Origin of the sequence: Rhodoferax lacus, assembly GCF_003415675.1 — a bacterium.
GTDB lineage: Bacteria > Pseudomonadota > Gammaproteobacteria > Burkholderiales > Burkholderiaceae_C > Allorhodoferax > Allorhodoferax lacus.
The window spans coordinates 88,677-106,976 of sequence record NZ_QFZK01000003.1; the positions used below are offsets into that span (position 1 = coordinate 88,677).

Below are 18,300 nucleotides of genomic sequence, written 5' to 3' on the forward strand. Positions count from 1 at the left end.
AATGAACCCACCACCATGGCAACCGAAGCACCAGAACACAAAAAGCACCGCCGCGCAGGCGGCCGCGAGCGGCGTGACCCCAAGGCCAAGATCAACGGCCCGGCCTATATCAGCCGAAACATCCCCACCTACGACGTGATGGGCGAGGAAAACCTGCTCAAAATCGAAGCCACGGCCGAACGCATTCTGGCCGAAGTGGGTCTGGACATCCGCGACGATGACGAATGCCTGGCGATGTTCAAGAAAGCCGGGGCCAAGGTTGACGGCATGCGCGTGACGTTCGAACCCGGCCATGTGCGCGAAATCCTCAAGACAGCACCCCGCGAATTCACCCAGCACGCCCGCAACCCGCAGCGCAGCGTGCAGATCGGCGGCAAGAACGTGGTGTTCGCACCGTCGTACGGCTCGCCCTTTGTCATGGACCTGGACCGCGGCAGGCGCTACGGCACATTGGAAGACTTCCAGAACTTCATCAAGATGGCTTACGCCTGCCCCTGGCTGCACCACAGCGGAGGCACGGTGTGCGAACCCACGGATGTGCCCGTCAACAAGCGTCACCTGGACATGGTCTATGCCCACATGCGCTATTCGGACAAGGCCTACATGGGCTCCATTACGTCTGAGGAGCGGGCGGAGGATTCGATCGAGATGTCACGCATCCTCTTCGGCAAGGATTTTGTGGACCAGAACTGCGTCATCCTGGGCAATGTGAACGTCAACTCGCCGCTCTTGTGGGACGGCACCATGACCAAGTCGGCGCGGGCCTATGCGCGCGCCAACCAGGCCGCTGTCATCGTGCCCTTCATTCTGGGCGGCGCCATGGGGCCGGTGACCAATGCGGGAGCGATTGCCCAGGCGCATGCCGAAACCATGGTGGGCTGCGCCATCACACAGTTGGAGCGCCCGGGCGCGCCGGTGATCTACGGCAATTTCTTAAGCAGCATGTCACTGCGCTCGGGCTCGCCCACTTTTGGCACGCCCGAACCCGCCATCGGCTCCATGGTGATTGGCCAACTGGCGCGCCGCCTGAACCTTCCGCTGCGCTGCGCCGGCTCGTTCACCACCTCCAAACTGCCCGACGGGCAGGCCATGCAGGAGAGCGTAATGTCCATGCTCTCGGCTATCCACTGCGGTGCCAATTTCATTCTTCATTCGGCGGGCTTTCTGGACGGCCTCTTGTCCATGAGCTACGAGAAATTCATGATGGACGCTGACTTCTGCGGCGCCCTGCACAGCTACCTGGGCGGCGTGGTGGTGGACGACAACACCCTGGCCATGGATGCCTTCAAGGAGGTCACGCCCGGCGGCCACTACCTGGGCAGCGCCCACACCATGGCCAACTACACCACCGCGTTTTATGACTCCAGCATTTCCGACAACACGCCGTTTGAATCCTGGGTGGAGGCGGGCAGCACGGACAGCGCCACCCGCGCGAACACACGCTGGAAAACGGCGCTCGCCGACTACGAGGCGCCCGGCATGGATGTTGCGACCGATGACGCATTGCAGGACTATGTGAACCGCAAGAAGGCCTCGATGACAGACCAATGGTATTGAAAATATGAACCCCGAAAATGATCCCCTGCTGCAACCCTTCCAGCTCAAACACCTGCGGCTCAAAAACCGCATGATGATCACCTCGCACGAGCCGGCCTACCCCGAAGATGGCATGCCCAAGGCCAAGTACCGCGCCTACCACGTAGAGCGTGCCAAAGCCGGCATTGCCCTCACCATGACGGCGGGTAGCGCCACGGTGTCGCGCGACAGCCCGCCGGTGTTCAACAACATCCTGGCGTACAAGGATGAAGTGGTTCCCTACCTCAAAGACATGGTGGACGCCTGCCACGAACACGGCACGGCGGTGATGATCCAGCTCACCCATCTGGGGCGGCGCACCGGCTGGAACAAGGGCGACTGGCTGCCCGCGCTTTCGCCCTCGCATGAGCGGGAGGCCGCGCACCGCGCCTTCCCCAAGAAGATGGAGGACTGGGACATTGCGCGCATCAAGGGCGACTATGTGGCCGCTGCCCAGCGTATGCAGGCAGCCGGCATGGACGGCCTGGAGATTCAGGCCTATGGCCATTTGATGGACCAGTTCTGGTCGCCCCTGACGAACCACTTGGACGCGCCTTATGGCGGCAGCATGGACAACCGCCTGCGCTTCACCTTTGAGGTGCTGGCTGACATCCGCAAGGCTGTGGGCCCGGACTTTATTCTGGGCGTGCGCTACACCGGTGACGAAGACCTGCCCGGCGGCTTTGGACCCCAGGAGGGCCTGGAGATTTCCAAGCGCCTCAAAGACAGCGGCCTGATCGACTTCCTGAACGTGGTGCGCGGCCATATCGATACCGACGCGGGCCTGACCGACCTGATTCCGGTGCAGGGCATGCGCAGCTCGCCGCATCTGGAATTTGCCGGAGCCATACGCGCAGCCACCGGTTTCCCCACTTTTCATGCGGCCAAGATCCAGGACGTGACCACGGCACGTTTTGCCATTGAGAGCGGCAAGCTCGATATGGTGGGCATGACCCGCGCCCACATGGCCGATCCGCACATCGTGCACAAGATGATCCAGGGCCGTGAGGACACCATACGCCCTTGCGTGGGCGCCAACTTCTGCCTAGACCGCATCTACCAGGGTGGCGAGGCCTATTGCTTGCACAACCCGGCCACCGGGCGCGAGCTGACCATGCCGCACAGCATCCCCCGGGCGCTGTTGAAACGCAAAGTAGTAGTGGTGGGCGCAGGCCCCGCCGGTGTCGAGGCGGCCCGCGTGGCCTCTGCGCGCGGCCACGAGGTGGTGGTGCTGGAAGCAGCCAACAAGCCCGGTGGCCAGATCCGTCTGACGGTGCAGAGCCCGCGCCGGCGCGAGATGATCGGCATCATTGACTGGCGGGTGGCCCGCTGCGAAGAGGCCGGTGTGCAGTTCCACTACAACACCCTGGCCGACAGAGAGCGTGTGCTGGCAGAAAGGCCGGATGTGGTCATCATCGCCACCGGCGGACTGCCGCACACCGAGATTTTGTCCAGCGGCAACGAGCTGGTGGACAGCACCTGGGACATCATCAGCGGTGCCATCAAACCCGGCAAGAACGTGCTGCTGTTTGACGACGCCGGTGACCACGCCGCCCTGCAGGCCGCCGACGTGGTGGCCGCCAGTGGCGCACACCTGGAGGTGATGACGCCTGACCGCAGCTTTGCCCCCGAGGTCATGGCCATGAACCTGGTGCCTTATATGCGCAGCCTGCAAAAGCTGGACGTCACCTTCACCGTGACCTACCGCCTGTCGCATGTGGAGCGCACGCCCGATGGCTTGCTCGCGCATGTGGGCAGCGACTACGGCGGCGTGCACCAGACGCGCCTGGTGGACCAGGTCATCATCAACCACGGCACGCGCCCACTGGACGATCTGTACCTGGACCTGAAGGCCGATGCGCTCAACACCGGCGCGGTGGATTACGACGCGTTGCTGGCCGGCAAGCCGCAGCCGCATTCCGGTGATGTGGGGCAGGGCTACCAATTGTTTCGCATTGGCGACGCGGTGTCGGCGCGCAACACGCATGCCGCTATTTACGATGCATTGCGGCTGGTGAAGGATCTATAGCGCTTACACCGTTTACCCGGCCTTTACTGCGGGGAGGGGCCACGCGGTCAGTCGGCGATAGAGCGCGCACGTTGCATAAGCTGCGGTGAAATTTTTCACCCAAGGAGTGCATTGTGAAATTGATTCGTCGTCTGGCCGGTTTGTTGGCAGTGGTTTTCCTGGCCCTGTCTACGAGCGCTTGTGTGATCCGCCCGCTGTGGTGGGGCGGCCATGGTGACCACGGTGATCGGGGTGGTTATGAGAGGCACCGCTCGGACGGACACTCGGATCGTTATCGGTGAGGCCCCTCGCCTGCGGGTGGGGGCGCAGTTGGGGTAAGGGCGAGCTCCTCATGGTGGAGTACCACAAATCGTCGCCCGCCCTTGCCCCAGCTGCTCACAGTGGTGTTACTGGTTTGCCAGGGAAATACCAAAGACCAGTCATTGCACGCCCGGCGTATCCCCTTCCCGCGCAGCGCGCTAAGTAGCCTCATAGCAGGAAGCTCAAGGCGCTTGGCAGCGCTGACGCAAGGAAACTACTGCAAAAACCCCATCTGCCCCTTCTTGCTGCCCGTCTTGGGCAGGTCCGCCACGCGGATCGCGTCGCGGCGTTCCAGGCGCGCGTTGCCAAAGCCGGTCATCAGGGCACGGCGCATGTCGCGCGGGGGCAGTTCGCAGAGCTGGTCCAGCACATCGTCTTGCGGCTCGGGGGCGAAGTGGGCGCCCCAGCCGTGTTCACCGCGAATGCTCTGGTACAGGTTGCGGGCGATCTGGCGCGCCGCTTCCAGGGTGGGGGCTTGCACCTCGAACACATTCATGCGGTTCAGGATGGGCTCGGGGATGCTGCGCTCGTCGTTGGCAGTGGTGATCCAGATCACCTGGCTGGCGTCTATGGGCACTTCGGCAAACTCGTCGGTGAAGTTTTGCGCCGTGTCGTGTTCCAGCAGGCTGTAGAGCGCACCCAGCGGGTCGTATTGGGCGTCGCCGCTGGCCTTGTCGATCTCATCCACCACGATCACCGGATTGGCGTATTCGCCGTCCACCAGCGCTTCGAAGACCTTGCCCGGTTTGGCGCCGCGCCACTGCGAGCTCGAACCCGAGAGCAGCCAGCCTGCGGTCATGGAACTCATGGGCACCAGGGTCATGCCGGTGCCCAGCAGGTCTGCCAGCTTCTTGGCGAAATGGGTCTTGCCGATACCGGGCTGGCCCAGCAGCAAGATGGGGGTGACTTCAATGCCATCCGGGCAGTCCTGCGCCAGGGCCACGTGGCGCTTTACGTCGTCCAGCACCTCGGTGAAGTTGGGCAGGGTCTGGTACAGCTCGGCCATGTCGGGCACACCCGAGGGCTTGACCTGGAAGCGCTGCGGCCCGCGCTCCAGCATGCGGCGGTAGGTGGTGCGCAGGCTATCGTGCTCATCGCACTGCAGCTTGGCCAGCTTGCGCTCTACGTCTTCGGGGGCGAAGACGCGGCGCATCTGCGCCACGGGCAAGTGAAACGGGGAAGACTGAGGAACAACGCTGCGAGATTCCATGAAGGCCTCCTGTGTAATAGTTTTTCAATCGGCTAACCACCGCTCCATTCAAACATAGCCACAGAACCTTGCGCAGCAATGAGCGCTGTCTTTACCGCCCTGTTGCTAAAAATCCACCGCCGGGCGCATGGCGGACGGCCGCACATAACGCCAGCGGCCCAGCCAGCAGGCGCTGACCAGCGCGGCCCCGCAGGTCAGTGCGATCACCGACATGGGGTGCTGCCATTCACCGCCGTAGGCGCCAAACATGCTGATCTTCATGGCGCGCACCACCCAGGTCAGGGGCAGCCAGGGGCTGATCTCACTGAACAGCGTGCCACTGAGCTCCACGGGCAGGATGCCGCCGGAGCTTGACAGTTGCACCGCCAGAAAAATCATCGACAGGGCCTTGCCTGCGTCACCCATCACGCGGGTCAGCGCAATCACAATGCACAGAAAGGTAACCGACGACAGGCACAGCGTCAGCGTGAACAGGCCCGGCTCTGCGATGCGGATATGCAGGCCCCACACCACGGTGGCGTAGACCATGGCGGCCTGCAGCAACACCACCGCAGTGGGAATGGCGATCTTGCCCGCCAGCTTGGCCGGATTGGAGAAATGCAGCGCATGCTTGGGCTGCGAGCGCACATGGATCAAAAAGGCCGCCACACCCGCACCCAGCCAGAGTGCGGCCGGAAGGATGTTGGGCGCAAAGGCGCTTCCACTGTTGGCCACCGGGGCTTCCATTTCCACCACCGGGCTGACCGAGTTGGCCAGTCCCTGCGCACTGCCATCGGGCTTGTCCACATCGGCGGGCAGCGAGGTGGCCAGCAGGTCCAGACCGGCGCTCAGGCGGTCGGCCCCCTGCTTGCTGGCCTGCACCCCGGTGGCCAGTGCGGCCGTGCCACTGGCCAGGGTGTCGGTGCCGTGGTCCAGTTCGTCAAGCTGGCTCTCCTCGGGCAACTTTTGCACCATGCTGCGAACGCCAAGGTTCATGGCGCGCACGCCGGTGGTGAGTGCACCCACGCCAGAGCTGAGCTTGTCTGCGCCGTCGGACAGCCTGCCCTGGGCGTCGGAGGCAGCGTGCAACCCGGTGTCGAGCTGGGTCACGCCAGTCAGCAGCAAGTCCAGGTTGTCACCTACCTTGGACGGCACCAGCAGGCTGTCGCGGGCCTGGTCCCGGAAGCTGGCCACGCTGCTGCGCACGCCCTGGCTGCCGGTCTGCAATTCGGCCATGCCCCGGCCCAGCTCCTCGTGTCCGGCAGCCAGCTGTTCAGCCCCGGTTTTGAGTTTGTCCAGCTCGCTGTTGCGCGGGCGCTTGGCATCCAGTGTGCGCAGGCCGCCACCCAATTGTTTGACACCGCTGCTGAGCTGGTCCACGCCGCTGTTGACACGCTGCGAACCCGTGGCCGCCTGGCGTGCACCGTTGAGCAGTGGCAGCATGCCTTTGCTCAGCTCATGCGCGCCGATCTGCAACTGCTCCACGCCTTCACGCAGGCGATCCACACTGCGTTGCGATCCTGCGGCATTGAGCAGAACCAGCTTCCAGCGCCGCTCGTTCAGGCTCTCATTGACATCGTGGCCCAGTTCGCGGGCAAAGTTGCGCGCCAGCAGGGCGCTCTCAAAGTTGTTGCCTTCCGAGCTGACCACCGTCAGCTTGCCTGCACCCGCCTCATGGCCGGGAATGGCATTGGAGCTGAAGTCCGGTGGAATGATGAGAGCAAAGGCCAGCGCTCCACTGCGCACGGCCTGGCGTGCGGCGCCCTCACTGTCAAAGTCCTTGAAGCCGAAGGTCTGGCGCCGGCGCAGGGTGTTGGCGACTTCCCAGCCCGCGTTGAAGACCTGGCCGCGGTACTCCACACCCGCATCCAGGTTGACCAAGCCCACGGGCAGGGTGTTGATGCGCGAGGCCGGGTCCCACATGCTGCTGAGGTAGATAAAGGCGTACAGCGCCGGGATGAGCACCACCATCAAGGTGGCGGCAATCAGCTTGGGAAAGCGCAGGAAGAATTGCAGCTCCAGGCGCAGCACAAACAGGATCTGTTGGGGCAGGTACTTCATGCGTTGTGCGGCGGCCGTCTGGCAGCTGCGGATTGTTCTTGGTGCATTGTCGCCTAGCCGGGCTACAAACGGTAGCGTGCCAGAAAGCGGCGGTCTATCCAGTCCTTGAGCCACCAGACCCAGCGCCCCTGTGCGCTGTGCTCGCCCCAGCTTGCAATCGCAAAGTGGTCGCCGCAGGAGATCAGGTTGAGCGTGTGTTGGGGTGGCTGGTGTTCCAGAAGCAGCTGCCCGGCCAGCGTGGCGGCCAGATTCGTGGCCAGGGCCGGTCCGGCCCGCACGGCGTAGACGCCGCTGCGCGCCAGTGTGCGGTCCACACGGCTGCTCACATCCCCTGCGGCAAACACCTGGGCGTGGCTGGTGGAGCGCTGGCAGGCATCCACCGCCACAAAGCCTTGGGCGTCCAGCGCCAGGCCGCTGGGCTGCAGCCAGGCCGGGGCCTGTGCGCCCACGGTCAGCACCGGCACATCGCAGGCCAGGCTGGCGCCACTTGCCAGCAAAATCTCGCCGCTGCGCAGACCCGCCGCGCTGTCTGGCAGCAGGGTGATCTTTCGTTTCAGCAGGGCCGCCCGCAGCTTGGCCTGGACGCCTGCGTTGTAGCCCGCGCCCAGCGGCACATCGCCACACAGCAGGGTGATGGCCGCACCCGGCAGGCAGTGGCGCATGGCCATGGCCAGCTCCATGCCGGCTGCACCTGCACCCACCACGGCAATGCGCAGGGCACGGCTTTGTCCCATCTGCACCACCTGTGGCCAGAGCGCGCCAAAGGCCTCGATGGGGCGTATGAAGAGCGCATGTTCGCGCGCACCTGGCAAGCTCTGCTCGATCAGCGCGCGGTTCTGCACCGGGCCGGTGTTGATAGACAGCCAGTCGTAGTGCAGCACGCTGCCATCGTCGAGCTGCACGGTCTGTGCTTGCGCGTCCAGCGCGCTCACGCTGCGCTGCAGCCAGCGTATGCCACTGCGTTGCACCAGGGGCTGCAGCGGAATCACGCAGTCGTCCAGCGCGTAGTGGCCGGCCACAAAGCCGGGCACCATGCCGGAATACAGCTGCCGGTCATAGGGAGCAATCAGGGTGATCTGCGCACCGGTCCAAGGGGCTTGCGCCATTTGCGCCAGCACCTGCACATGAGCGTGGCCGGCGCCCAGCAGCAACAGTTGGCGCGCAGGGCCTTTGGCAGCCGCTGTGCTCAACCCCGCCTCCAGGCGTGGAAGCGCTGGGCCCAGCGCAACAGGCCTTCGGGCTGGTGGGCACGGCGCCACTGGCCTGCGGCGTATTTGTTGGCCTCGGCCAGGGTGGGGTAGCTGTGCACCGTGCCCAGAATCTTGTTCAGCCCCAGGCCATGCTGCATGGCCAGCACGTATTCGGCCAAGAGCTCGGCGGCCTGTGCGCCCACAATGGTCACGCCCAGAATGCGGTCCTTGCCCGGCACCGTCAGCACCTTGACCCAACCGCGCTGCGTGCCGTCGGCAATGGCACGGTCCAGCTCGGCGATGTCAAAGCGGGTGACTTCATAGGGCACTTTTTTGTCAGTGGCCTCACGTTCGTTCAGGCCCACGCGGGCCATCTCCGGGTCGGTGAAAGTGGCCTGGGGGATAGCCCGGTAGTTGACCTTGAAGCGTTTGAAATCACCAAACAGGGCGTTCACCGTGGCATACCAGGCCTGGTGCGCGGCCACATGGGTGAACTGGTAGGGGCCGGCCACGTCGCCTGCGGCATAGATGTTGGGGTAGACGGTTTGCAGGTGCGCATCGGTGAGCACGGTCTTGGCCGTGTCCACGCCCAGCGCCTCCAGGCCGTAGCCGGTGAGGCGGGCGCTGCGGCCCACGGCGCACAGCAGCAGGTCGAATTCCACATGCAGCTCTTGCCTGGCGCCGTGCGAGCTGCCTGGTGCAGCGCCCGGGCCCTGTGGTTGCAATACCAGCACCTTGCGCTCGCCCTGCAACGCGCAGCGCAGCGCCTTGTGGCCGGTGAGCACCTGCACCCCATCGGCCTGCAATGCGGCCTGGGCCAGTGCGGACACTTCGTCGTCTTCGCGCAGCAGCAGGCGATCGGCCATTTCCACCTGCGTTACCTCTGCCCCCAGGCGCGCAAAGGCCTGGGCCAGCTCGCAGCCAATCGGCCCGCCACCCAGCACCACCCAGCGCTTGGGCAGGCTGTCCAGGGTGCTCAGGTGGGCCCACAGGGTGTCGCTGGTCTGGTAGCCCACGTCCGCCAGGCCCGGCAAGGGCGGCACCACCGGCTGTGCGCCTGCGGCAACCACGATGCTGCGGGTGGTCAGCGTGCGCGTACCGCCACCGTTCAGGGCCACCTCCACCGTCCAGGGGCTGGTGATGGTTGCGTAGCCCTGCACCACATCCACGCCCAGGGCGGTGTAGCGTTCCACGCTGTCGTGCGGGGCAATGTCGGCCACCACCTGGTTGATGCGCTGCATCAGGGCCTTGAAATCGAGCACGGGCGCGTTGCTCTGCAGGCCGCAGTCGCCCGCCTTGCGCATTTGTTGTGCCACGCGGGCCGTGCGTATCAGGGCCTTGCTGGGCACGCAGCCGTAGTTCAGGCAGTCGCCGCCCATTTTGTAGGCCTCCACCAGCGTGACCTTGGCGCGCACGGCGGCGGCAATATAGGCCGACACCAGCCCCCCGGCACCGGCACCTATCACCACCAGGTTGCGCTCAAACGTCTTGGGCTTGTGGCTGCGCCAAGGCGCATACACGCGGCGCTGCTCCACGCGCTTCCAGACGGCGCTTACCAGCAGCGGGAACAGGCCGAGCAACACCAGCGAGCCCAGCAGGGCGGGGCTGGCCACGTCCGACAGGCTCTGCAGGCTGGCCAGTTGCAGGCCCGCATTCACATACACCGCCGTGCCCACCAGCATGCCGAGCTGGCTGACCCAGTAAAACGTCCAGCTGCGCAAGGCGGTCAGGCCCATGGTCAGGTTGATCAGAAAAAACGGCACCACCGGTATCAGGCGCAGGCCAAACAGGTAGAGCGCGCCTTCCTTTTGCAGCCCGGCATTGATAGCCTGCAGTTGCACGGCAAAGCGGCTCTGCACCAGGTCGCGCAGCAGCCAGCGCGCCAGCCAGAACGACAGGGTGGCGCCCAGGCTGGAGGCAAAGGAGGTGAGCAGCAGGCCCCAGCCAAAACCAAACACGGCGCCGCCGGCCAGCGTCAGGATGGCGGCGCCCGGCAAGGAGAGCGACGCCACCGCCAGGTACAGCAGGAAGTAGCCTGCCCGAACGTCCCAGGGGTGTTGGGCATACAGGGCAGCGAACTCGGCGTGGCGCTGCTGCAAGGTGGCCAGGCTGAGGTAGCGGTGCAAGCCCAGGCCAAAGAACAGGGCCACGGCCGCAGCCAAAACGCCCAGAAGCAACCAGCGTGAGGCCTTCATTGGAATGACCTCCAGCCCCACCAGATGCGCGTGGCAGTGGTGATGGCGCACAGACAGGCAAAGCCATAGGCCAGGGGCGCAAAGTGCTGCGGCCACAGGCACATGGCCAAGAACAGCGCCAGGGTTTCGGTGGCCTCTGTCAGGCCGCCCAGAAAGTACAGCGACTTGTCTGGCCACACCAGACTGGCCAGCCCGCGCTTGGCGGCAAAGGCGGCGTAGGCCAGGAAGCTCGAGGCTGTGCCCATGAAGGCGGTCAGCAGCACCGCCGCTGGCAGCGCGTTATCCGTTGGCTGCGCAATGGCAAAGGCCAGCGGGATGCTGGCGTAAAACAGAAAGTCCAGTGCAATGTCCAGAAAGCCGCCCGCATCGGTGGCCTGTGTATGGCGTGCCACCGCACCGTCCAGCGCGTCACACAGGCGCGACAGCAATATGAGCGCCGCTCCGGCCAAATACATCTGCAGGCCAATGGCCAGCGCGGCCGCCATGCCGATGGCAAAACCCGTCAGGGTGATCAGGTTGGCACCGATGCCGGCCCCACTGAGCGCGCGGGCGGCCGCAACCATGGCGGGGCGAAGCAGGGCCGTGGCGAAGCGGTCTAGCATGAAGGGGGGTTATGGGGCATGACTAAGCGCATGGTACCGCGCGATGGAGGTGCCCTGCTTGGGGCAGAAAGGCGCCATTTGCGCAACACGTTGTTGGTGTTTGTTGCGCTGCGGTATCAATCGGCCGCTCTGTTGATGCCAGTCAATCTCTCACAGCGCGGCCCGGATGAAGATGGGGCAAAGAGCACGCAGGAGATTCGCATGGCACTCGACTGGAAAGACACCCACATGGTTGGTGACTGCACGATGGACGCAGAGCACCAGGAGTGGTTTCAATTGGCCAACCAGTTTCTGATGGCGGGTGAGCGCCAGTCCATGCACGCGTCCGGCAAGGTTTTCTCGCAATACACCAAGCATCACTTTGTGAACGAAGAAGCCTTGATGCACAAGACCCAATTCCCCTACACCGCGACGCACATCAAAGAGCATGAACGGCTAGTCAGCAACCTAGACAAGATACTGGACGTTGTGGGGATGGACGTGCTGTCACAGGCAGAGCTTGAAGATTTTGTGGCCCTGTCGCTTGCCAAGCACATAGCCAACTACGACCGTCCCTTTGCGGTGTATGTCAGGCGCAATGGGGCGGTAGCGCCTGCTTAGGTCTTGCTTCGTGTTTAAACGCCGCCTTTGCCAGTGGGACGCTTGTTGGTGATGCGAACGCCTTCAAGGCCGTGTTGACCAGCTTTGATACCTGTTTGAACTTTCATGTGGAACTCCTGATGTGACTATGGTTGTATGCAGGCACCCTGCCTTCACACTCGGCGGCCCAGGTTCACCTTCTGTGGCTACCTGTTTGCCAATGCAGGAATACTAAAAGTCGCGTGCCAGACGCGACACTGTTGAAGGTCTTTTTCCGGGCTCACTTTGGTTGCTTTGTTTTCAGACTTTGGTCTGAAGATTCAATGAATCGCCCGCTGTGCAGATAGTGGGCATCCGCCCAGACAAGTCCCGTTTGTCCGGTGTGGAAATGACGGCTGCTACGGAGCCATTCACCCAGAAGCCATGGCCGGCCAATGTTGCCGTGGCAACGGTTGGTCTTCGGCAAAAGCGCTGATTGGCGGCAAGCTACAGCCGCGTCACCAGCGCCGCATCGGCCACATCTTGCGCGTCATGCGTAACCAGCAGCGCCGGTATGCCCCGGGCGCTCACCAGGCCAAACACCAGTGCGCGCATGCGTTGTCGCAAGGCGGCGTCCAGCTTGTTGAAGGGCTCGTCCAGCAGCAGGGCCTGCGGCTGCGCCAGCAGGGCGCGGGCCAGGGCCACGCGGGCGCGCTGGCCGCCCGACAGGGTGGCGGGGTCGGCGTGCAGAAAGTCGGACATTTCCACGTCGTGCAGGGCTTGCAGCATCAAGGCCTCGCGGGTTTTTGCTTCGCCCCGGGGCAGGGCGAACAGCAGGTTCTCGCGCACCGTCATGTGGGGAAACAGCAGGTCGTCCTGGAACAGAATGCCCACGCGTCGGGCCCGGGTGGGCAGCGTGTCCAGCCGCTGGCCGCCCAAATACACGCTGCCCTCAAAGCGCATGGATGCATCCAGCGTGCCGCAGACGGCGGCCAGCAGGCTGGACTTGCCGCTGCCGCTCGCTCCCATGAGCGTGTGCACGCTGCCGGGGGCAATCTCCAGCCCCAGGTCGCGCAGCAACACGCCGGCCGGGCTGGCCAGGGTGCGCACGGCTATTGATAAGCTCATGCGATGGCGGCAATGCGGATGGCGCCGTCGGCATCCAACTGCAGGGGGATGGCTATGAGCGCATCACCCTCGCAGTCACCCCGGTCGCACACGCCATCGCTCCAGCGAAAGCGGGCGTAGTGCACGTTGCAGGTCAGGCTGGTGTGGGGCTGGAACTGCAGCAGGTCCTGGCGGCTGGCCAGCGGCACGCCGAAGTGGGCGCAGCGGTTTACATAGGCTTTGATTTCCAGGCCGCTGCGCAGCAGCAGCACGCGAAAAGGGTGTTGCTGTGCGCTGTCTGCCGCCGCAAACACGTGCTGCATGAGCACCTGCCCGTCCTGCAAGGCACCCTGCTGGCCCAGCAGGGTGCCGGGCGCGGGCGCATGCGGCAGGGTGTGCCAGGGCACGGGCGGCGCGGGTGCGGGCGCACCTAAGGGCGTAAGGGGGGCAACAGGCTTGGGCTCGCTCATGGCTGGATTGTGCCCAAGCGGGAAGCTTGCGACGGTGGTCGGTGTGAAGGCGGCGATGAAGGTGGTGTTGGGGCACCGGGCGGGCGGCCAAAGCGCCGGCCACGCCCCAAGCGCGCAGCCACCATGTACACCAGCACCGGCAGCAGCCACTGCAGCCAGGCAAAGGCTGCCATCAGCTTGCGCTGGCCGCCAGCGGCCAGGCCCACGGCCTCGGTGGTGACGGTGGCCAGACGGCCTGCGCCGATATAGAGCGTGGGCAGGTACTGCGCCACGCTGACCGCAAAGCCCACGGCAAAACCGGCGGCCAGGCTGGCGCGCAGCAGGGGCCACTTCACACGCAGCACAAACTGCCAGCGCGTCTGGCCCAGGCTGGCAGCCAGTTGCCACCAGCGTGTATCAAAGCCGCTGTAGGCGCCCACCGTGCTCAGCAGCACATAGGGCAGACAGGCCAGGGTGTGCGCCAGCCAGACACCGCTGGCGCTGCCATCCAAGCCCCAGGCCAGAGCCAGGCGGTGCAGGCCTATGGCCCACAGCAGGCCGGGCAATACCAGCGGCGCGTAGGCCAGGGTCTGCATGCGGGCATGCCATGGCGCAGGCGCCAGCTCCAGCCAGGCCACCACCCACAGCAGGGCACAAGCGGCACTGCCTGCAGCCAGCCACAACGTGGTCCAGACCGTGCCGGTGCTGTCCCACACCGTGGCCCAGGCAGCCATGCTCCAGCGCGCGGGCAGCAGCTGGGGGAAGGGCCAGCTGCCGATGAAGCTGCCCAGCAGTAACGCCAGCAGCACGGCGCCATAAATGCCCGCCAGCAGCATCAGGGGCCACTGCGGGGAAGGCCCCGCAAGGCTTTTGGCAGTGCGCTGCGCCGTCTGCGTCTGCGTTTGCGGTGGCACGCCACTGCTGCGCCAGCGCCGCCACACCGCCGCGTGCAACAGCGCCCAAGCCACTGCGGCGCACAGCAACACCAGGCCGGCCAGGGCCCAGGCTGCGGCACCGCCTTTGGCGTTTTGCACAACGTCGGCGTCCTGCAGCCACTGCCAGCACAGCACCGCCAGCGTGGGCGGGGAGGCCGGGCCTATGACCAGCGCCACATCCACCACCGTCAGGCTGTAGGCCAGCACTGCCAGCAGGGGCGCGGCCAAGCGCGGCAGCAGTTGCGGCCAGACGATGCGCCACCAGGCCGCTTGCTGCGCGTAGCCCAGGGTGCTGGCCAGCTGCAGTTCGCGCTGCAGGCGCTGTGCCACCTCGGGCCGCAGCAGATGGCTGCTGGCTGACCACAACAGAAACGGAATTTCTTTCAGCGTGAGCACGGCAATCAGCCCCAAGCCCCAGGGGTCCTGCGTGGTGGGCCAGGGCGGTGGCGCGGCAAGGCCAGTAGCCCAGGGCGAGAGCAGGCGCAGCAGCCAGCCCGAAGGCGCGATGAGCAGCACCAGCCCCATGGCAAAGGCGGCATGGGGCACAGCCAGCAGCCAGGTTTGGTGGCGCTGCAGCCGCTGCTGTTGCGTCAGGGTGGCCGTGCGTGACAGCAGCCAGGCACAGGCCAGTGTGGCCAGGGCCGCGCTGGCCAGGCCCGTCCACAGGCTCAAGCCCAGGGCGCTCAGGGTCTGGCGCTCCAGCCACAGGGCATGCCAGGCCTCTGCATCCCACGCTACCCATCCAGCCTGCCCCAGGCTCCAGAGCAGGGGCACAGCCACCAGGCCCAGCAAAAGGGCTGCTGCTGGGTGTATGCGCTGCATGCAGTCAGTCCCGCAGCACCGAACCCGCACAAGAACCCGCATAGGCCAGCCCGGCGGCCACGCCGCCAAACTGGTTGCCCGTCACCAGCGTGGCTTGCGGCATGGCGACTTGCAGGGCCGCCACCAAGGGCCGCAGGGCCGAAGAGCCACCGGTGAGGTAGACCACATCCACAGCCTCCAGGCCGGAGGCCGCCACGCAGTCCTGGGCGCAGCGCACCACCTGGGCAATGGCGTCCTGCAAGGCGGCGTCCATGCCTTCTGCAGTGACGTGGGGTGCGGGCGCGTCATCCAAAAAATCCAGCTGAACGGCGGCGTCCTGGCCGCTGATGGAGCAGGCAATCTTGGCAGCCTCCACCTCGGCCAGCATGCGGTGGCCGTATTGGCCCTCCAGCGCCTCCATCAGCCGCGCATGCAGGCTCTGGTCGGTGAAGTCGCTCCAGAGTTCCTTGGCAAAGTGCATGGCTTTGCGGGTATAGGCCTGGTGGATCAGGTGCCAGGTACTCAGGTCAAAGAAAACGCTGTTGGGTACCGGGCGGTTGCCGCGCCCCAAGTGCCTGTAGCCCAGGCGCGGCATGACGGTGGAGAGGTCGAGCAGGCGGTCAAAATCGGTGCCGCCTATGTGCACGCCGGTGGTGGCCAGGATGTCGGCGCGGCGGTCGGCTTGCGTGCTGCGCGCCGGGTTCAGCCGGATGACGGTGAAGTCCGATGTGCCTCCGCCAATGTCCACCACCAAGGCCACGGTCTCGCGGTCCACGCGCTGCTCGTAGTCCAGGGCGGCGGCAATGGGCTCGAGCTGGTAGTCGATGTGGGTGAAGCCGGCCTCCAATGCAGCCCGGCCCAGGGTGGCTTGGGCCAGCGCATCGCGCTCGGGGTTGTCATCCACAAAGTGCACCGGGCGGCCCAGCATGGCATGCGTCAGGGTCTGGCCCGCATGGGCCTCACAGCGGCGCTTGAGTTCCTTGAAGAACAGCACCACGATGTCAAAGTAGCGCAGGCTGTGGTCGCCCACGGCCGTGTGCTCGTCCATCAGGGCGCTACCCAGCAGGCTCTTGAGGGAACGCAGCAAGCGGCCCTCGGTGCCGGACAAATAGGCCTGCATGGCCTCGCTGCCGTATTGCACGCTGTGGGTCTCGCTGTTGAAAAACAGGGCGGTGGGCATTTCGGCGCGCGTGCCGTCCAGCGGGACCACTTGCAGCACACCCTTGCCATCCATCAACGCGGCGGCCGAGTTGGAGGTGCCAAAGTCAATACCCAGCACCAGGTGTTGGCGGGTGCCGGTGGAGGGAGTTGCGTTGCTCACGCCAGCGCAGGAAGCACCAGGCGCAAAAAGGCGCCCATGTCTTCAACTTCTTCAGAGGTGAGGTTGTGTCCGGTGGCGTAGCTGTTCCACTGCACCGGGTAGCCCAGAGTCTGCAGGGCATCCCGCGTGTCTTCGCCGCGCTGCGGGATCACCACACTGTCCTGCGTGCCGTGGGCCAGAAAGATGGGGGTGTGCGCATTGGCCGCAGCGCGCTCTGTGGCCAGGCGCTCGGCCAGCGGCAGGTAGCCCGACAGGGCCATGATGCCCGCCAGCGCAAAAGGCAGGCGCAGGCCGGTGTGCAAGGCCATGGCCGCGCCCTGGCTGAAGCCGGAGAGCACGATGCGCTCGGCAGGTATGCCGCGCTCGATTTGCTGGTCGATCAGGGCGCGTATGGCCCGCTCGGAATGCTGAATGCCTGCGGCATCCTGGCCGCTGACCAGGTCGGTGCCGGTGATGTCGTACCAGGCCGGCATGGTATAGCCACCATTCACCGTCACAGGCATGGAGGGCGCGTGGGGAAACACAAAGCGTATGCCCTGGCAGCCCCGCAGGTTGAGCTCGGGCACCAGAGCTGCAAAGTCGTGGCCATCGGCGCCCAGGCCGTGCAGCAGGATGACGGTGGCCGTGGGCGATGCGGCGGTTTCTGTTTCAAAACAGGGAAGCAGTGGGGTTTGCATGGGGGTTCTTGCGGGGCTCGGTGAATGGGTGGGGCGTTCAGGCGCCGTAGCGGTCAAGCCATTCCTTTTCCAGGGGCGCCATCCAGGAGCCGTGGGGTTCGGGAATGGCAGGGGCTGCATTGTGCACCTGACCCGCCACGGTTTTGCCCACAAACAGTTTTTGGTCCTGCGCGCTCAGGCGGGGCACCGCCAGTACGGTGGGGTCACCCCAGACACTGATGTCGGCCTTGCGCGCCTGCGCCTCGGCACTGAGCAGGAAGTTGGCCAACACCAGGGCGCCCTGTTTGGCGCTGGCGTTCACCGGGATGGCCACAAAGTGGGTGTTGCCAATCGTGCCACCGGGAAACTGGTAGCTCATAACGCTGGCCTGCATGCGGCCGGCGGCAATTTCGTTGGCAGCGTCATTGGGGTTAAAGGTCAGGGCCCAGCGCAGCTCACCATCGGCCAGCATCTGGCGAGTGGTGGCGGCGTTGTTGGCAAACTGCTTGCCTGCGCGCCACAGCTGCGGGTGCAGGCTGTCCAGGTAGGCCCAGAGCGACGCGCTGGCGCGGGCAAAGGCCTCAGGCGTCACCGGCTTGTAGAAGGCGTCACGCGCGCTGTTCAGGTCCAGCAGCAACTGCTTCAGAAAGGTGGTGCCATGGAAGTCAGGCGGGCGCGGGTAGGTCACTCGGCCCGGGTTGGCGCGGGCAAAGGCCAGCAGCTCGGTGATGTTCTGTGGCGGCTTCGGGGTCAGGGCGCTGTCCACCAGAAAGGTCAGCTGCGCCATGCCCCAGGGGGCCTCCATGCCGGCCACGGGTTCGGCAAAGTCCAGCGTGGTGGTGGGCTTGCCCCGGGTGTCCACCAGTGCAAAGTTGGGCAGCCGGTCGGTGAAGGGGCCGTACAGCAGGCCTTCGCGCTTCATGGCCAGAAAGTTTTCGCCGTTGATCCAGACCAGGTCAACCGTGCCGTCCTGTTTGCCCGCCGCCTTTTCACTGCGCACGCGCTTGACCACGTCAGCCGCGTCGCTGACCTTCACATGCTCCACGCGCACGCCAAAGCGCTCTTGCACCTGCTGCGCGGCCCAGCGGATGTAGGCGTTGATGGTGTCGCTGCCCGCCCAGGCGTTGAAGTACACGGTCTGGCCGCGTGCTTCTTTTGCAAGGGTGGCCCAGCTGGCCCTGTTGGCGTCGGCGGCGACGCTTGCGGTGCTGAGGCCTGCGGCCACGCTGCCGCCCAGCAGGGTGAGGGCGCTGCGGCGGGTGAGGGTGGTGGGCGTGGTGTTCATGGCGTGTTCAAGGGTGCGGTGAGGCGAGGGGTAGTGCGTGCGGCAGC

Annotated in this window: 14 protein-coding genes; 3 read left to right on the forward strand and 11 right to left on the reverse strand. The window is 65.3% G+C overall.

Translation table 11 applies throughout. The features are described 5' to 3' along the window. The first annotated feature begins 15 nt into the window (after positions 1-15). Together DIC66_RS06540 and DIC66_RS06545 are read left to right on the forward strand one after the other, a co-directional pair. On the forward strand, positions 16-1,557 hold the full coding sequence (locus tag DIC66_RS06540; RefSeq protein ID WP_117175872.1) for a trimethylamine methyltransferase family protein: 1,542 nt from the start codon (positions 16-18) through the stop codon (positions 1,555-1,557). Between the two features lie 4 nt (positions 1,558-1,561). Further along, a complete protein-coding gene (locus tag DIC66_RS06545; protein WP_117175286.1) occupies positions 1,562-3,604 on the forward strand; it encodes an NADH:flavin oxidoreductase in 2,043 nt (680 codons plus the stop codon). Positions 3,605-4,118: 514 nt separating this feature from the next. Here DIC66_RS06545 and DIC66_RS06550 read toward each other — a convergent pair. The 5 genes from DIC66_RS06550 to DIC66_RS06570 form a co-directional block, all read right to left on the reverse strand. After that, positions 4,119-5,114, reverse strand: coding sequence for an AAA family ATPase (locus tag DIC66_RS06550; RefSeq protein WP_117175288.1), 996 nt, complete (start codon positions 5,112-5,114; stop codon positions 4,119-4,121). Positions 5,115-5,219: 105 nt separating this feature from the next. Next, positions 5,220-7,154, reverse strand: coding sequence for a YhgE/Pip domain-containing protein (locus DIC66_RS06555; protein WP_117175290.1), 1,935 nt, complete (start codon positions 7,152-7,154; stop codon positions 5,220-5,222). A 62-nt stretch (positions 7,155-7,216) separates the two neighbouring features. Then, complete coding sequence (locus DIC66_RS06560) at positions 7,217-8,344, reverse strand: FAD-dependent oxidoreductase (protein WP_158558856.1); 1,128 nt, start codon at positions 8,342-8,344, stop codon at positions 7,217-7,219. Then, complete coding sequence (locus tag DIC66_RS06565) at positions 8,341-10,539, reverse strand: FAD-dependent oxidoreductase (RefSeq protein ID WP_117175294.1); 2,199 nt, start codon at positions 10,537-10,539, stop codon at positions 8,341-8,343. Before DIC66_RS06565 ends, DIC66_RS06560 begins: the two co-directional genes overlap by 4 nt. Then, entirely contained in the window at positions 10,536-11,141 is a 606-nt protein-coding gene (locus tag DIC66_RS06570; RefSeq protein ID WP_117175296.1) for a CDP-alcohol phosphatidyltransferase family protein, read from the reverse strand. Before DIC66_RS06570 ends, DIC66_RS06565 begins: the two co-directional genes overlap by 4 nt. 18 nt (positions 11,142-11,159) lie before the next feature. Here DIC66_RS06570 and DIC66_RS06575 point away from each other — a divergent pair, with 18 nt between their 5' ends. After that, the gene (locus DIC66_RS06575; RefSeq protein WP_117175298.1) at positions 11,160-11,741 is read left to right on the forward strand and encodes a bacteriohemerythrin; all 582 of its coding nucleotides are present in this window, start codon (positions 11,160-11,162) and stop codon (positions 11,739-11,741) included. A 465-nt stretch (positions 11,742-12,206) separates the two neighbouring features. On the opposite strand, the gene DIC66_RS06580 is transcribed toward DIC66_RS06575, so the two are convergent. From DIC66_RS06580 to DIC66_RS06605, 6 genes are read right to left on the reverse strand one after another with little or no spacing between them, the layout of a single operon-like run. Continuing rightward, positions 12,207-12,827 carry an ATP-binding cassette domain-containing protein gene (locus DIC66_RS06580; RefSeq protein ID WP_117175300.1) on the reverse strand — a complete coding sequence of 207 codons (621 nt, stop codon included), beginning with the start codon at positions 12,825-12,827 and terminating at the stop codon, positions 12,207-12,209. Further along, complete coding sequence (locus tag DIC66_RS06585) at positions 12,824-13,276, reverse strand: Rieske (2Fe-2S) protein (RefSeq protein ID WP_117175302.1); 453 nt, start codon at positions 13,274-13,276, stop codon at positions 12,824-12,826. The genes DIC66_RS06580 and DIC66_RS06585 overlap by 4 nt, the downstream gene beginning before the upstream one ends. Beyond that, complete coding sequence (locus DIC66_RS06590; protein ID WP_199534680.1) at positions 13,273-15,012, reverse strand: ABC transporter permease family protein; 1,740 nt, start codon at positions 15,010-15,012, stop codon at positions 13,273-13,275. The genes DIC66_RS06585 and DIC66_RS06590 overlap by 4 nt, the downstream gene beginning before the upstream one ends. 4 nt (positions 15,013-15,016) lie before the next feature. Further along, positions 15,017-16,312, reverse strand: coding sequence for an Hsp70 family protein (locus DIC66_RS06595; RefSeq protein WP_233505812.1), 1,296 nt, complete (start codon positions 16,310-16,312; stop codon positions 15,017-15,019). Beyond that, positions 16,309-16,989, reverse strand: a complete 681-nt coding sequence (locus DIC66_RS06600; protein ID WP_117175304.1) for an alpha/beta hydrolase — start codon at positions 16,987-16,989, stop codon at positions 16,309-16,311. The genes DIC66_RS06595 and DIC66_RS06600 overlap by 4 nt, the downstream gene beginning before the upstream one ends. Positions 16,990-17,026: 37 nt before the next feature. Further along, complete coding sequence (locus tag DIC66_RS06605) at positions 17,027-18,253, reverse strand: ABC transporter substrate-binding protein (RefSeq protein WP_117175306.1); 1,227 nt, start codon at positions 18,251-18,253, stop codon at positions 17,027-17,029. Positions 18,254-18,300 lie beyond the last annotated feature (47 nt).

Excerpts from the sequence above, each read along its gene's own strand:
- DIC66_RS06540 (WP_117175872.1), top strand. The coding sequence starts at position 16 with ATGGCAACCGAAGCACCAGAACACAAAAAGCACCGCCGCGCAGGCGGC.
- DIC66_RS06545 (WP_117175286.1), top strand. The coding sequence starts at position 1,562 with ATGAACCCCGAAAATGATCCCCTGCTGCAACCCTTCCAGCTCAAACAC.
- DIC66_RS06550 (WP_117175288.1), bottom strand. The coding sequence starts at position 5,114 with ATGGAATCTCGCAGCGTTGTTCCTCAGTCTTCCCCGTTTCACTTGCCC.
- DIC66_RS06555 (WP_117175290.1), bottom strand. The coding sequence starts at position 7,154 with ATGAAGTACCTGCCCCAACAGATCCTGTTTGTGCTGCGCCTGGAGCTG.
- DIC66_RS06565 (WP_117175294.1), bottom strand. The coding sequence starts at position 10,539 with ATGAAGGCCTCACGCTGGTTGCTTCTGGGCGTTTTGGCTGCGGCCGTG.
- DIC66_RS06570 (WP_117175296.1), bottom strand. The coding sequence starts at position 11,141 with ATGCTAGACCGCTTCGCCACGGCCCTGCTTCGCCCCGCCATGGTTGCG.
- DIC66_RS06575 (WP_117175298.1), top strand. The coding sequence starts at position 11,160 with ATGACTAAGCGCATGGTACCGCGCGATGGAGGTGCCCTGCTTGGGGCA.
- DIC66_RS06580 (WP_117175300.1), bottom strand. The coding sequence starts at position 12,827 with ATGAGCTTATCAATAGCCGTGCGCACCCTGGCCAGCCCGGCCGGCGTG.
- DIC66_RS06585 (WP_117175302.1), bottom strand. The coding sequence starts at position 13,276 with ATGAGCGAGCCCAAGCCTGTTGCCCCCCTTACGCCCTTAGGTGCGCCC.
- DIC66_RS06590 (WP_199534680.1), bottom strand. The coding sequence starts at position 15,012 with ATGCAGCGCATACACCCAGCAGCAGCCCTTTTGCTGGGCCTGGTGGCT.
- DIC66_RS06600 (WP_117175304.1), bottom strand. The coding sequence starts at position 16,989 with ATGCAAACCCCACTGCTTCCCTGTTTTGAAACAGAAACCGCCGCATCG.
- DIC66_RS06605 (WP_117175306.1), bottom strand. The coding sequence starts at position 18,253 with ATGAACACCACGCCCACCACCCTCACCCGCCGCAGCGCCCTCACCCTG.